Source organism: Candidatus Nomurabacteria bacterium, assembly GCA_020632075.1.
Lineage (GTDB): Bacteria > Patescibacteriota > Minisyncoccia > Phycocordibacterales > UBA918 > OLB19.
This window is the reverse complement of sequence record JACKGH010000001.1, coordinates 263,398-277,504: the sequence shown is the minus strand read 5'-3', so window position 1 is coordinate 277,504 and position 14,107 is coordinate 263,398. Positions and strand designations below refer to the sequence as shown.

17 protein-coding genes are annotated in these 14,107 nt (G+C 49.4%); 4 read left to right on the top strand and 13 right to left on the bottom strand.

The window, feature by feature from the left end; translation table 11 throughout:
- Positions 1 to 2 precede the first annotated feature (2 nt).
- The 3 genes from H6786_01325 to H6786_01315 are packed head-to-tail and all read left to right on the top strand — an operon-like array spanning position 3 to position 2,466.
- Positions 3 to 869, top strand: coding sequence for a F0F1 ATP synthase subunit gamma (locus tag H6786_01325; GenBank protein MCB9816011.1), 867 nt, complete (start codon positions 3 to 5; stop codon positions 867 to 869).
- Positions 866 to 2,227, top strand: coding sequence for a F0F1 ATP synthase subunit beta (locus tag H6786_01320; GenBank protein MCB9816010.1), 1,362 nt, complete (start codon positions 866 to 868; stop codon positions 2,225 to 2,227). The genes H6786_01325 and H6786_01320 overlap by 4 nt, the downstream gene beginning before the upstream one ends.
- Before the next feature lie 14 nt (positions 2,228 to 2,241).
- Positions 2,242 to 2,466 (top strand): hypothetical protein, encoded by a 225-nt coding sequence (locus tag H6786_01315; GenBank protein ID MCB9816009.1) that lies wholly within the window; start codon positions 2,242 to 2,244, stop codon positions 2,464 to 2,466.
- Here H6786_01315 and H6786_01310 read toward each other — a convergent pair.
- From H6786_01310 to mnmA, 10 genes are all read right to left on the bottom strand, one after another.
- Positions 2,456 to 3,742, bottom strand: coding sequence for an insulinase family protein (locus tag H6786_01310; protein MCB9816008.1), 1,287 nt, complete (start codon positions 3,740 to 3,742; stop codon positions 2,456 to 2,458). The two genes, H6786_01315 and H6786_01310, sit on opposite strands and share 11 nt — an antisense overlap.
- Before the next feature lie 4 nt (positions 3,743 to 3,746).
- Positions 3,747 to 5,060: an insulinase family protein gene (locus H6786_01305; protein MCB9816007.1), complete on the bottom strand. Its 1,314-nt coding sequence runs from the start codon at positions 5,058 to 5,060 to the stop codon at positions 3,747 to 3,749.
- The gene (locus H6786_01300; GenBank protein MCB9816006.1) at positions 5,038 to 5,625 is read right to left on the bottom strand and encodes a bifunctional (p)ppGpp synthetase/guanosine-3',5'-bis(diphosphate) 3'-pyrophosphohydrolase; all 588 of its coding nucleotides are present in this window, start codon (positions 5,623 to 5,625) and stop codon (positions 5,038 to 5,040) included. The genes H6786_01305 and H6786_01300 overlap by 23 nt, the downstream gene beginning before the upstream one ends.
- A 10-nt stretch (positions 5,626 to 5,635) precedes the next feature.
- Positions 5,636 to 5,941, bottom strand: a complete 306-nt coding sequence (locus H6786_01295; GenBank protein MCB9816005.1) for a hypothetical protein — start codon at positions 5,939 to 5,941, stop codon at positions 5,636 to 5,638.
- Between the two features lie 115 nt (positions 5,942 to 6,056).
- Positions 6,057 to 6,341, bottom strand: coding sequence for an MGMT family protein (locus H6786_01290; protein ID MCB9816004.1), 285 nt, complete (start codon positions 6,339 to 6,341; stop codon positions 6,057 to 6,059).
- A gap of 2 nt (positions 6,342 to 6,343) precedes the next feature.
- Complete coding sequence (locus H6786_01285; GenBank protein ID MCB9816003.1) at positions 6,344 to 7,126, bottom strand: PD-(D/E)XK nuclease family protein; 783 nt, start codon at positions 7,124 to 7,126, stop codon at positions 6,344 to 6,346.
- A gap of 84 nt (positions 7,127 to 7,210) precedes the next feature.
- Positions 7,211 to 7,765, bottom strand: a complete 555-nt coding sequence (locus H6786_01280; GenBank protein MCB9816002.1) for a hypothetical protein — start codon at positions 7,763 to 7,765, stop codon at positions 7,211 to 7,213.
- A 93-nt stretch (positions 7,766 to 7,858) separates the two neighbouring features.
- Positions 7,859 to 8,695 carry an ATPase gene (locus H6786_01275; GenBank protein ID MCB9816001.1) on the bottom strand — a complete coding sequence of 279 codons (837 nt, stop codon included), beginning with the start codon at positions 8,693 to 8,695 and terminating at the stop codon, positions 7,859 to 7,861.
- A gap of 67 nt (positions 8,696 to 8,762) precedes the next feature.
- On the bottom strand, positions 8,763 to 8,975 hold the full coding sequence (locus H6786_01270; GenBank protein MCB9816000.1) for a hypothetical protein: 213 nt from the start codon (positions 8,973 to 8,975) through the stop codon (positions 8,763 to 8,765).
- A gap of 66 nt (positions 8,976 to 9,041) precedes the next feature.
- Positions 9,042 to 10,103 (bottom strand): tRNA 2-thiouridine(34) synthase MnmA, encoded by a 1,062-nt coding sequence (gene mnmA, locus H6786_01265; protein ID MCB9815999.1) that lies wholly within the window; start codon positions 10,101 to 10,103, stop codon positions 9,042 to 9,044.
- A gap of 90 nt (positions 10,104 to 10,193) precedes the next feature.
- Here mnmA and H6786_01260 point away from each other — a divergent pair, with 90 nt between their 5' ends.
- Positions 10,194 to 10,571 (top strand): hypothetical protein, encoded by a 378-nt coding sequence (locus H6786_01260; GenBank protein ID MCB9815998.1) that lies wholly within the window; start codon positions 10,194 to 10,196, stop codon positions 10,569 to 10,571.
- A gap of 35 nt (positions 10,572 to 10,606) precedes the next feature.
- Here H6786_01260 and mltG read toward each other — a convergent pair whose 3' ends face one another.
- From mltG to H6786_01245, 3 genes are all read right to left on the bottom strand, one after another.
- On the bottom strand, positions 10,607 to 11,635 hold the full coding sequence (gene mltG, locus H6786_01255; protein ID MCB9815997.1) for an endolytic transglycosylase MltG: 1,029 nt from the start codon (positions 11,633 to 11,635) through the stop codon (positions 10,607 to 10,609).
- A gap of 2 nt (positions 11,636 to 11,637) precedes the next feature.
- The gene (locus H6786_01250) at positions 11,638 to 12,984 is read right to left on the bottom strand and encodes a hypothetical protein (GenBank protein MCB9815996.1); all 1,347 of its coding nucleotides are present in this window, start codon (positions 12,982 to 12,984) and stop codon (positions 11,638 to 11,640) included.
- Positions 12,985 to 13,055: 71 nt separating this feature from the next.
- Positions 13,056 to 14,081, bottom strand: a complete 1,026-nt coding sequence (locus tag H6786_01245) for a hypothetical protein (protein ID MCB9815995.1) — start codon at positions 14,079 to 14,081, stop codon at positions 13,056 to 13,058.
- Between the last annotated feature and the right edge of the window lie 26 nt (positions 14,082 to 14,107).

Here is a 14,107-nt window from a genome sequence, read left to right as displayed (position 1 = left end):
GTATGAAGAGTTTTACGCAACACAAGCAAGAGGTCGCAGGTTATCGAGATGTGCGCGAGACAGTACAGGTCTTAGAGAAGATCGCTGCTGGTCAGTTACATAAATTACAACTAACCGCAGAAGCATTGCAGGAGTACACCGACACCTTGCTCGATCTCATGTTGCGTATAGAAACACTGGCTGGTCGCCCTCTTTTTTCTCCTAATGCTCCAAGTGTGACTGATCATGATCGTGAACTTCTGGTGGTCTTAACCGGTGATCGTGGGCTGGTTGGAGATCTGTGGCGGCGTCAGTACGAATTGTATGAGTCAGTGTACAAGGATACTGCGGTGGAACTACTCGTTATTGGTCTGCGTGGTCAGGTTCTGTGGCCGCAGGGTGGTCCTCATAAAGTGGAACACTATTCTTTTGCGGAGCGCTTCCCCACTCATACGGAACTACTCGAACTGGCGTCGGTACTCCAACATGCGGTTCGAAACGACATGTTCACTCGTGTGTCGGTGTTGTATGTTGAGGCAAAGTCATTGCTGGTTCGTGAGTCTGCGATCGTATCAATCTTTCCCCTTGCTCCTGGTGCTGATCTGGCTTCGCGACACGAACAAGTCAAGCAGATCGGTTTTCCGATCGTCGACGTTGGATATGAGGAAATGGCTGCAGGCTTGCTTGAAAAGTATCTCGTGAATCGTTTGCAGCAGTTACTGATGGAAGTTGCGTTGTCGGAATTTTCTGCTCGGACGATCGGTCTTGAGCATGCGGGTGCAAAAACAGAACAGATCATTGCTGAGACTATGCGACAATACAGACGATGGCGTCGACATGCTGATACAGAGAAACAGCTCGAACGCTTTTCATCGATCAAAGCGATATGAGTAAGGTCATTGGAACAGTTACAGCCGTACGAGGAGGTGTCATTGAGATCACTTGTATTGATGGTGTGCCGCCGGCTCGTTCGCTGCTTGTTACTGTCGAACAACAGTCGCTTCTTGAGGTGGTAGAGCAGGTCACAAATGACACTATACGCGCAGTCGCACTGTCTCGCTTTTCATATGTTGAGCGAGGCGAATCAGTAATGGTTCAGGAGTCGTCTGTTCAGATCGCTGTTGGTCCTGATATTCTTGGTCACGCGTACAACATTTTTGGTGAACCGATCGACGGCTCGCGGGTAGACCTACGGGAAAGTCGATCACTGCATGCACAGCCTGCTGCCTGGAGTCGGGTTGAGTCAGCCAATGAATACGGCATATTGGAGACAGGTATTAAAGTCATTGATGTACTGACCCCGTTTCGCTTCAATGATCGGGTGGGACTCTTTGGTGGTGCGGGCGTGGGTAAGACGGTGCTGATTACTGAGCTTATTCATAACAGCGCGCTTTCGGATGAAGGAGCGGCGGTCTTTGCGGGTATTGGTGAGCGCATTCGTGAAGGTAACGATCTCATTACTATTTTGCGTGATCTTAAGATCATGGAGAAGACCGCTCTCTATTTTGGCGAGATGGACAAGAGTCCAGGTGTCCGAGCGCGCGCTGGCCTCGCGGCGGTGACTGTGGCAGAGTACATTCGTGATGAGCTTGATAAAGACGTCTTTCTTTTTATTGACAATATCTTCCGTCACGCCATGGCTGGAATGGAAGTGGGCGCTATGCTCGGGCATGTGCCATCAGAGCTTGGGTATCAAGCGACACTTGAGTACGAGATCTCACGCTTGCAGGAACGAATTCGCGGCAACGGCCGTAGACATATCACTTCCCTGCAGACGGTGTACGTCCCAGCTGACGACATCACTGACCCGGCCGTTGCCGCGATCTTTTCCCACCTTGATACTTCGATCGTACTTTCGCGAGACATTGCGGCGAAAGGCGTCTATCCGGCAGTTGATGTGCTTCGTTCGAGTGCACATGCGCTTGATGAAGAGATCGTTGGTGCGCGACACTATGAGATCGCGACTGATATCCGTGCTTTGTACCAAAAGTACGAAGAGCTCTCACACATCATTGCAATTTTAGGTATTGAAGAACTGCCAAAGGCCGATCAGTTGGCGGCAAAAAGAGCCGAGCGCATGCAACGTTTCCTCACTCAGCCACTCTTCGTGACTGAGCACTTCAGTGGTCACAAAGGAGTCTCGGTTTCTCTAGAGGATACGCTCACTGGCTGTGAGCAGATCCTTTCTGGCGCCTGCGATGATGTGTCGCTTGATGAGCTATACATGATCGGTGCGTTACCTAAATAGTGTTTATGCGTTGTGTGATCACTAGTCCAACCGAAACTAAGACCTATGAAGAACTGCGAAGTGTGGTTTTGCCTACGGTTCGTGGTATGGAGCAGATCATGCGCGGCCATGCTGAATACATCACTCGTATCAAAAGTGGCGATGTCAGGATCGAGTTTCAGGCAGGCTCGGTTGAGTCTATTTTAGTGGAAAATGCGTTGTGCTGGGTGGCTGCCGACGAGGTTTGGGTTATCCTTTAGTGAGGGTACTTACGAATTTTCGCAAGTCTTTCTCCGAGGCTTTAGTTGGTCCGGCACCACTGATAATGAACCTGGTTGGGTCTAGATACTTTTTGATCGCATCGTTTACCTCTTTTCGGGTTATGTTGGCGAGTTTGGCTTTGTGAGCAGCGATCTCGTCTACCGTAAAGCCATGCACATTGTAGCTATGTAAGTCAGCGAGCTGGCGCAAGAGTGAGTCTTGGAGCAGGCTTTGCTTCGTAGTGAAGATGGTCTGAAAGCGGTCAAATTCTGCCGCCGTGATGCCAGACTCGTAGATCTTCTTGATCTCACGAAAGGTTGAGGTGATACCTTGGATGGTTTGTGGCGGATTGAAGAAGGTTACGATTCTCGCGTAGCCTTGTTCTGTACCAGAAAAACTCTCCAGATACCCATAGATACCGTACGTGAGTCCTTCCTTGTCTCGCACAGTATTCATGAGGCGGCCAGCAAAGCCAGGGATGGACAGTACACCAAGTCCAAACATAAGCGGCAGATAGTCTGGGTGGTGAATGGTGATCGGAATTGGCACGCCAATGCTAAAGTCGATGTTGCTGCGACTCGGAATGTTGGTCAGTAAGACCTTATTGGTCGTGGCTTTCTGCTTGTGTGCGCTGGTGATGAGTGTCGCTTCGCCCTTCTTGAGCTTGCGCACGAGTTTGCTGAGATCACTGATATTTTCTTTAGTTCCAGCGATGCTGCAGGTCCAGCTTGCCGCCAAGACTGACTCATGGAATCGCTGCAGATCCTTCTGAGTGACTTTTTGAAGGGTGCTCGTAAGAACTTGTGGTGACGCACTGAAGCGGCGGTCCGTTGTGCTATACATTGCATTACGCATTGCTTCATGGGCAAGAGCGCTACTATTTTCTTGTTTTATATGCAGCTCATTGGCGGTAGTGGTGCGGATACGGGCTAGCTCGCTAGTGGCAAAAGTCGGCTTAGTGAGCATGACTTCGACTAGCTTCAGAAGCTTTGGGAATACGACGCTAGTGCTGCGGAGGGTGATCTGTAGTATGCCGTTTGAGATACTTGTATTGATGCTTGCTCCGAGCATGTTTACTTCGTGTAGGAATTTTTCCCGAGAGTACGAACCAGCACCAGAAAGAAGTGCATCAGGATACATGTAGTGTAATGCTTGCTCAAGTACACTGTTGTCAGTGTGAGTGTCTACGCTCAGATGCGCGAGCACAACACCTTCATCGGTAGCTTCGATAGAGCCGAGCGAAAATGCTTCTTGTCGGTCAATGTGATAGTGCATACGATTACTGCTTGCCAATAAAGTAGCCAATGGTTAGATTGGTGTTGATAAAGGATGCTTTTAAGCGCGCAAAGACGTCTTTTGGGGTGATCGACGCAAGGATCTCGGCAGTTTTGGTGTAGGCCTCGAGATCACGAGCAGCAACGTATTCGGTGAGCTCATTTACGATCTTTAGTGAGTCAGTGCGCCCAAAGAGCTCGTCGGTGATCATGTTGGCCTTGGCTTTGGTGACGAGCGCTGTGATATCTTTCTGACTGATCTTCTCTATCGCAGCTAGTACATCTGCTTCAATGGTTGCGTGTGACTCCGTAGGTGAAAGCGTAATACTGAGAGTGCCTAGGTTTTCTTCTGAGGTAGGTTCACACATGGTGTCTGCGCTTGCTGCTCGGCCGGTGTCGACAAGCAGCTTGTGAAGGATGCTTTCAGGACCACCTGCTAGCACATCGAGCATCACCTGAGTAGTGAACCACTCCTTGCTTGGAAAGCCGGGGTGCTTGAAGCCGATCGAGACGATGTTGGTGGTCGAGGGTCGCTCAATTGTGATCCGTCGAGTTCCTTCTTGTTTTGGTTCGCGGATTGTGTGACGTGGTATCGGGGTGTTTGGATTTTTGATGCCAGCAAAGTGTTTTTTGATAGCTTCGAGTACGGTGACTCGGTCAACATCACCCACCACCATCAACGTTGCGTTGTCTGGACGATAGTAGTTGCGATAAAAGCGCTCAAGTTTTTCAGCGGTGAAATCCTCGATATCTTCACGGTAGCCAAGTGTTTCGTGGCCATACGGATGTGAAAGATATGCAGTGCTACACATCTGCTCGGCAAGCGCGAAGTGTGGGTCCCCGTTGTACATGTCGTACTCACTTAGCACATTGCCCTGCTCTGGCTTAAATACGTCATCGGTCAGCACAACATTTTCAATTCGGTCAGCCTCGATGCGCAACATCTCGTCAAAGAGTGCGGTCGGGGCGCTGAAGTAGTACGTGGTGCGGTCTTTCCAGGTGTTAGCATTCAAAATAGCACCTGTGACCCGCTCAAAATGCATCGCGGATCCTTCCTTGATGCGATGCTGGTTGTCGTATTTGGTCGGCTTAAACAACATATGCTCGAGCATGTGTGCGAGCCCGGTTTCACCTCGTACTTCGTCACGCGCACCGACCAGGTAGGTTAGGTTGTTTGTGACCGTGCCGGTGTCTGGTCGGTGCAAATACAGCACGCGCAGGTCATTGCTCTTCAATTTATATACTTCAATATCACCAACCGTTTTTTCATAGAGATAACCAGAAATGGTTCGTGGCTTAGTTGAGACTTTCTTGGACATCGAGAAGGAATTCTTTATAGGCTGAAAATGTGTTGTTGAACTCATGCACTATACCATCAGAGATGCGACTATTGATAGCATTGGCGATACTTTGATAAGCCTCGAGGCGGGAGTCAAGATTTGTGCCAAATTCACGCAGGAAACCGTCGTGATTATCGTAGTAGTCTTCGACCATGGAACGGAGGTTGTGGATCTTGTCTGCCGCGGCGATCATGACTGCTTGCTCAGGACCTTTCTTGAGCTGTTTGGCGTATGCTTTTTTGATCTCTGCCCACTCGAGTTTACCGCTGCTTTCATTGCGCTGCTCTGTCACGGTTTCTACATATTGCGCCACTGTCTTTCCGAAATCTTCCTGCAGCTCTTCAATCGTGTAGTCAGTATCTTCAAGCGTGTCGTGCAGTAGGGCTGCGACCAGTGTGTCTTCGTCGGTGGTGTAGTCGCGAAGGATCATCATGACCGCCATGAGGTGTGTAATATACGGCAGACCAATGTCACCTTTCCGCAGCTGATCCTGATGCAGGAGTGCAGCGGCTTTGATGGCTTGTTCGATCTTGTACGTATACATAAGCAAAGGGTTATAGATGTGGATGTAAACGGCGCTCCTTGGCTGCTTGTCCTGGTGAGACTGCGGTGGTCGCGGTTTCTCGCTCGCGCAATTCGATATGCTTCAGTTCCTGTTCTTTCTGGCGGAGTTCGTTTTGGATCATGTCTTGGCGTTGTTCCATAGCTTTGATCTTTTGTGCAAACTCACGACGAATACGCTCGATCTCGAACTGTTCGTCGCGCTGTGCGCGCATTTTTGAGTGGTTGAGTCGATCGTACTCACTTTTGAGATTCGTGATCATCATCTCGACTCGGTCTTTCTTGTATGAAGACTGCATATAGGACTATTCTATAGCACGACCCCTTCTTTCTCCAAGAGTTTTCGCTTGGCTTCTTCACCACCTCGGTTTAAATGAGTAAACGAGGCGAAGCCGACTATTACGAATTTACGTCTCAATTTCCGGCCTTTTCCTGCCGGAAATTGCTAGACGCTCTCTCTTCTTCGAGTAATGCTTGCTTTACTTTCTCACCGCCTCGATTATAACCGCCCGGGCGTCCGTCAGAGCGTATCACGCGGTGACACGGTATCTCTGGATCAAAATTCCTCGCCATGATATTGGCGACCGCCCGGGCGGCTTTGGGATTTCCCGCTACCGCTGCGACTTCGGCGTAGGTCATTACCTTGCCTACAGGAATGGCTTTAACTACTGCTCGTACCCGTTCAGTGAAGTCGATCATGTTTACTTGTTTGCGAAATGCACTGCCTGCAACTTCTTCCCAGCCGCCTCTCTATATGGGCAGAATTCACAGGAGTCGCCTTTTGGTGGGAGGTTCTTTTGTTCAAGGCAGGCTTTGATCTTCTCGAGAGCTGGTTCGATCCATTTGACGCTGGTTTCTACCGGGACCAGGGTGGTTTCGAAGACAAGTTTGTCGTCAAAGCCTGCCTCGTCCTTGCTGGCATTGGCATACACCAGATAGCCGGTGTCTTCCACCTTGAAGCCGTTCTTTTCAAGAAGCCAACGATACACGCCTAGCTGCCTCGTGTACTGCTGTTCCCATGGGCTGTCGCCGAGCTTGTCGATTGTGCCTTCCTTTGAAGTTGACTTGTAGTCAACGATGATCAACTTGCCTTCAGGAGTGATCCAAATATCGTCGACTCCCCCGCTTACTACTAGTCCGGTAGATTCGTGGGTATGCATAATACCGACAAACGGATCCCGCCACTCATCCATTTTGGCATGCTGAAATGGCACTGCGTTTACTTTGTATTTTTCGCAGATCGGGTGTTTGGTGCCGGCGGCGCGGTGGACGTCGAACTCTTTTTTAAAGAGTTCATCCACTGCGATGTTGAGATTAAAGCTCGGGAAGCCGGGTCGTTTGGTACCGAGGACATTATCGAGATAAAAACAGCGTGGACATTCGTAGAAAAAGTCGATCTTACTGCGTGAGAGTTTCCAGTTTTCGCCACCATAGTTCCATTTGGCGTTGCGGTTCGGGTTGTATTTGTATGTATATTCGGCCATGGTGGAAGTATACCATTGTGAGAAGCTGGCGCGAAAAAACCGGACGGATGTCCGGTTTTTTCGTGCCTGAGGGCATTTCAGCAATTACTGTGCGATGAAGGTGTCGAAGATCTGGTCGATCTGTACATCGCCCGCGAGGCTGAAGTCGAAGTCTCCGTCTTCAGTGAAGATCACGACCGCGTAGCGGTTACCAGCGGTGGTTGATCGCTGAAGCGTAATTTCTTCTGGTACAAGGCCTTGTGATTCGCTGAAGCGAACAACACCAAGGATGTATCCGAGCTGGTCATTGTTGTACTCACGTACACCGATCCATCCTTCACTTACTGGGTAGGTAGCGCTCTCAAGCGTAACAGAAGCACTAGCTGGCTGGTCAGGTACGCTGACTGCACCGTTACCAACTTCAAGTACTGGTGTTTCCACTACCGGAGCCGCTGTGTTCCCGGTATTGTTTGTGGTCTCTGGTGTCTTTTCAGTGTCTTCTGTGCGAGTTGTCTCTTCGGTGTCGCTGCCTGTATTGTCAGTTGCAGGTGCGCTTGCGTCTGGGCCAGAAAACGCCCAAACCAACATTCCACCAATAAGGAGACCGACGACAAATGCCACGAGGGTCTTCTGTCCGTCTTGCTGTGTTTCTTCTGCCATACAAAAAGTAAATGATTTGCTGAATTAAGTAATGCAGTGAGTATATCATAGGCAAAACAGCCCGAAACATTGACAGAATATGAGAAATGAAGCTTATGCACGACCGTCCATCACATCTTTTGCTTCTTGTATTAGCGCCTCATGTTTACGTTTTGAGAGGTGCAAATGTCTTAAAATGTGCTCATTTTGGATCAGTTCCCGACAAAGAATGATGTCGCGTGAGATAAGCATTTCAGCTTGAGCAGCATTGAGGTTTTGTAGGACAGTGATCGGGTAGATCCCGGTGTCCTGGATACGATCGTGTAGGTTGCCGTGCTTTGGATAATCCCAACTCAACATTTTGAGACCAACGCAGTTACCGTAGTTCTGAGCCGTAGTCGTAAATTTAGTGTTGGTAATGAGCCAGAATTCTTTGATGCCACAGGTGTCATCTTGGCAGACCTGCGCATTTTTGAGGTCGAGCAGGCGTGCGTAGGAATACATGGCAACCTGCAGATCGGATTTGATTCCTGGCCTCGCGTGGAATTTAGCTTCTCCCACAAAACTGTGGTCGTCTCGATAGGCTGCGACATCGATCTCGTGTGGTGCGCACTTGCCTTGAATAGTAATGCCAGTCTTGGTGGTGTAACCGTCTTGTTGAAAGAGTCTAGCTAAGAATGACTCAAATGGAAAGCCGGTAGGTCCGAGACTAAAGAGTGCGCGCCGGAGTGAGTAGCGAGCAGCGGCTGGTGGCCTGCTGCGACGGAGAAGATCAAAGGCGTGACGATAGATCTCTTGAGTGCGGATGCCATCGACAAGTGTCTTGTCGACATCAGCTATGATCTCGTTTATCTCATCAGGACTGGCACCAGCACGGCGAAGTGAACGGCGCAGTTTTTCTACCTTAAAATACTCGGTAGTACCATCGGCTTTAGTGATGAGAACTGACATGCCACTATCATAGCATCTCAGTGTAATTAAAAACGGCGGCCCTTGTGGGTCGCCGTTGGATACTGCGTTACGCGCCGATCAGTTTGCGGATCATGTGCCTTGCTTCTTCCTGCATGGCACGAGCGAAGCTTTCGCCATGCTGGAGGAGCATCTGAGCCTCCTCCTCGGTCAACTCGATCTCGTCGTTGATGACCTTCAGGACAGCTCCCTCGCTGAGCTTGAGAATCTGCTGGATCTGTTCGCTGGTGGCGACGCTATACTTGATTGCAGCTTGTGACATTAGTTGTCTCCTAGTGTGGTGTACTGTACACGATTACTATAACATAAAATTACAGAAAATCAATAGTTACAGTACTGTACCACCGCCAAGGCAGTGTTGACCTTCGTATAAGACACAAGATTGACCCGCTGCTGGTTGCTCGGTTGATTCAAGAGTTTTAAGTGCTAGTTCGTTCTCGCCTACACTGATTATCTCAATTTTAAATGGGGTTTGGCGGTAACGGAACTGCGCTTCGATCTGATTGCCTGGTGAAAGGGGTGAGCGAAGGGTGGTGTTGGTGAGGGTGATGGTGCCATGAGGCGCGGCCGAAGGCCGCGCCTCCCCTACGGTAATGGTGTTATTTTCAATATCTCGACTGGTCACAAACATCGCGTGGCGGCTTGTGTCATGTGTGTTTAAAGTAAAGCCGTGTCGCTGGCCAAGAGTGTACACCAGCGCGCCTTTGTGTGTTCCGATCGCCTCACCTTGTTCACTCAAAACATTGCCAGGTTCAAGATCGATGTAGTGCGAGAGGAACTCTGGAATATCGACGTGGCCAAGAAAACAGATGCCCTGGCTGTCTTTCTTGTCTGCAACTGGTATGCCGAGCTGCTCAGCTTCTTTGCGAATTTGCTCTTTTGGTGTGTCACCGACTGGGAAAAGCGCGGCCCCGAGCTGCTCATCTCCGAGGCTCCAGAGGAAGTATGTTTGATCTTTACCGCTATCTACTCCACGATGTAGCTCGGGGCCGCGCTCACCATCTACGCGTTGTGCGTAGTGCCCAGTGGCAATGTAGGTGGCACCTTTTTCTTTTGCAAAGCGTAAGAATGCGCCAAACTTAACGTGCTGGTTGCACATTACATCGGGGTTTGGCGTGCGTCCGGCTCGGTATTCTTCAATAAAATATTGAGCTACTTCGTCACGATACGCCGCTTCGGCATCACAGGTGAGAAAAGGAATACCAAGATGTGCAGCAACGCGCATAGCGTCGAGTCGTTCTTGTTCCCAATTGCAGACCATGAAATCAGGATGCCAGACTTTGATGAAGACGCCGACTACCTCGTAGCCGCGCGCCAAAAGGCGCGCGGCCGCTACCGACGAATCAACTCCTCCCGAAAGTCCGACAAACACGGTTTCCTTCTGTTGCATCCGCCCAGACTAGCACATGTTGACTCACAAGTAAAAATATTGTATTCATACTTACAGCTAGTTTTCCCACTGCACTCTAGGAGGTGCGTATTGAAACCGATCAGTAAACTTTTGTTCGTACAAGCACAGAGCTCGCCGATCATTCGCGCCGCGCTGATGCAAGGCATGTTGACAGCTCTCGATGTGCTCGAGAGGTCAAACAGTCTGACTGACGGACAATTTCTCCAGTTCTGGAATCGTCTGTGGCGACTTCAGTCAATGGACTTCATGGAGCTTGAGAGAATTCTCAAAGGAGTCAAGCTCGTCGAGCTCATGGACTGGGACGAGAAGATCTGTAGTGGTGTTACGCCGATCACGAATCTTGGGAAAGGCGATAGTGCACTCAGGAAGGAAAATGTGTTTCGAACTGTCTGCGAGTACTATATCGAAAAGTACCTCAAGGAAGCAGAAGAAGCACCGGCAGAGTAAAAGTAGCCAAAGGCGCCCGAAGGGCGCCTTTTTGATCATTTGAGATAGAGGTCGATATTTCGCAAATGTTGGTTGTATGTCTCAGAAAAATGGAACACTCCTTCGTTATCTGTGATGTAGTAGAAATATTCACTCTCTGCTGGTTCGAGAACGGCCATGATCGCATCAAGGCCAGGATTGCCAATTGGTGTTGGAGGTAACCCAGGATAGAGGTAAGTGTTGTATAAGGAGTTAATTTCTAGATCTTCAGGAGTAAGTTCAGAAAGTGGTTTGTCGAGGATGTATTCTATGGAAGCGTCTGTTTGTAGGGCCATGTCTATTTCCAGGCGGTTCTGCAGTACACTCGACACCAGGCGCATAGATTCTGGGGTGTTTGCTTCACGTTCAATAATGGAGGCAAGGACTAGAATTTCGTCAAAAGAAAGTGAGGATGACGCGACTTGCGCTTCAAGAGGCGCAGTTTTTTCGTCGAAGGTCTCCAACAAAAGTGTTAGAAGTTGCTTATCGGTGTAATCTGCTGGAATAAAATAAGTGTCAGGATACAACCTACCTTCCAGAGGCTCAGCTTCGGCAATGAAATTAGAGGGATTAAAATTCGGTAGTACATCAGCAGCACGGGCTGCGATCATTGTTGCTCGTTCACCTTCTATGTGTGTGAAGCGTACAAGATCTGTATCGAAGTCACCCTGCGTGAGTTGTAGTGCAATTTCGCCCGTTGTAAGTGGGTGTTCAAACACATACGTGCTTGCCTTAATGTCTGTAGGATCATGGAAGAGCAGTATGATGTAGTACAGTAAGGCCTTAGATTGAACAATATGCTTTTCTGCAAGCATCTCAGTGATCGCATTAACATTCATGCCTTGTTCAATGGTCACCGCTTGATCAATAGGAAATAGTACTGGTGGCTGGTTTAGCCTATTGAGATACCAGTATAGAACGCCAAGTGTACATGCACCGAGGATGACAATCATGGCCAGGAGCTTAAATATCCAGTGCACCCGACGAATCTTGGCTGAACTTGGTTCCATAGTGTTCGGGTGAAAGTTGACTCGTTCTTCTGACATAGCTAAGTTGGCAACTCGCCGATCGGTAGATTGGCTGGTGCTTCGCGGCGAGTATTTTCGACTCGCCCAACACCTGGGGTGATAACTGAGGTTCCAGGGATATGGTAAATGGTTGCCAGCTCCTCTACCGACATAATGCGCTCACGGTCAACCAGGTTCTTTTTGTCACCTTCGGTATAGTAGCGCGCCTTGTAGTACTCGAGTTCATTGCGCTTCATGCGGATCTTGCGCTGCCCAGTGAAATCTTGGAAGAAATTGTAGTCGAAGTCTGTGCGCCACATTGGACCAAGGTTGGCTCGTCCGATCATGTCGAATTGTCCGAAACCACGAAGCATCGGACTTATCATGTCAGGATTGAATTTGCCTGTTTGAGTGATGTACATGGCACGAATGCCCACCGAATACGCGTACTTGCTGGTATTTCGCTCGATCGATGCGATCACATCTCGCTCACCCATAGTGAGCATTGGGCGCGTGTCAGTTTCTTCACCAGCGACACTCATGCGCTTGTCATCGCGCCCCATCATTTCATTGATCTTCTTAGCCGCGCTTTTTTCCCAGGTATCTTGCTTGCTTAAACTACCTGTTTTAAGAGTTTTCTTTGCGTGTGGTGTACAGAGTATCTGGATCCAGACACGCTCATGTGGCTTGGCGCTCCCCAGGTGTTCGAGGATCGGTGCCATTGGTTCAAACTTGAGCTCCTCCTTTGGTTGCTTATCGAGACCGTAATCGATATATGTTTTGATCGGAAAGACATCATCATCTCTGGTCTTGCTCTTCTTGAGGATGTGGAAAGAGATCAGTTCCCACTTGTCTTTATCCCATACCACCTCAGCTGCGTAGTCGACCAATTCTTCGGTGACTTCAATTCCTGGATACTGTGCATAGAGCTGTGCTTCAAGCGCATTCTTGATCTTCTTGGTCGGGCAGTTGATGTAAAAGCGTACATCACCACCGATCGATACAAGTTCAAGACTGAGTGTGAGTGGTCGCTTGCCGTCCAGGTATGTTTGCATGTAGTTATCCGGACTGTTGACGTTGTGTACCTGGGTAAGAACACTTTCCATCGCTTCTGGAGATTTGAGTACTTCCTGTGGGAGTTTGATGCGGAGGGTGCTCCGTCCATTTTGGTATTTGAATTTCTCACCGACAGACCACATCCACATTTCGAAGGTAATGTAGAAAAGTGTGTACGGGAGCCAGATTGGGCTGGTGGCAACGATGATACTGAGAATCGGTTCAAGGTCTGTGCCGGTCATGGACACGACAAAGAACATGAAGCTGAGCGCTAAAAACAAAAAGAGCGGTATCATGATGGCACCGAATATCGTTTTGATGATTCCTCCCATGTATCAGTATTGTACACCATAACAAACGGCCGGCTGGGCTAATGCCCAGCCGGCCGTTTGTGACGTGGTGCTTACTCAGCAAGTGCGTAGGTACCGTTTGCCAATTTCTTGAAGAGGTTGGTGTCCTGGAGGTTTACGAGAATAGTATTGTCTTTCACGTAACGTTCCTTGCGGACCTTATCGATGATCTCCTCTCGAGAGAGTGGACCTTCGGTAGCGAGGATCTCGCGGAGTACGTCCTTAACGACTCCGGCGGTGTATCCCCACTCAGTGAGTGCGTAGAGACCGCGACCAACGAGGACAAAACGAGAATCCTTGATGAGCTCGTTATGGGTGGTAGCAACGTGTGCCTTGTGCCCAAAGAGTTCATTAATAGCTGAGGCTACCTCACGGAAGTGCATTGGTGAACCATGGCGCTTCACGGCGAGATAGGCGTAGTCGCGAATACCCTTAACGCGAACATTTGGACTGTCAGCTGGACCCCAGTCGCCGAGTGGGTTGCTGCTGATCTGCTTTGAGATCTGGAGCCAACGCTTGAGCACGTCTTCGTTGTGAGCATCTGCTACATCAGCAAGCTCAGCACGGAAACGATTGATGATTTCATGTTCAGAGACAAGTTCGTCTCGATTGAGGCTCTTGTAGACATTCTGAAGAGCCTTTTCAACCACATCAGCTACTTTACGCTCGGTGTACCACCGGTGTGTGTAGTTTGGGTTTTCCTTGCTCTTGTAGAACGGATCTCCGACGACAAGGAGGAAGTACAAGTGGTTGCGAGTGGCAGCGTCGCTAGACAGTTCGTCGAGCAAGACCTGCTCTGCAATGAGACCACCACCAAGCTGATCGATCAGCTTCTGGAGCTCAATGAAGAGCTCGTAGTGCTTCTTATAGACCTCAGACTTTTGAATAGACTGAATGCCGTAGTTTTCGATCTGGCGAACGCGTTCACGGGTGATTCCGTACGACTGTCCGATCGCTTCGAGGGTGAATGTATCACCGTCCTTTCCAAGGCCGTAGCGCTTCTCAAGCACGTCACGTGCTCGTTCAGGCAATACCTCCAAAAGGGCTTTTGTAATCTGTTTTGGTTTAAATGAAATCATAATATTAATTCGGAAAATTGGGTTTT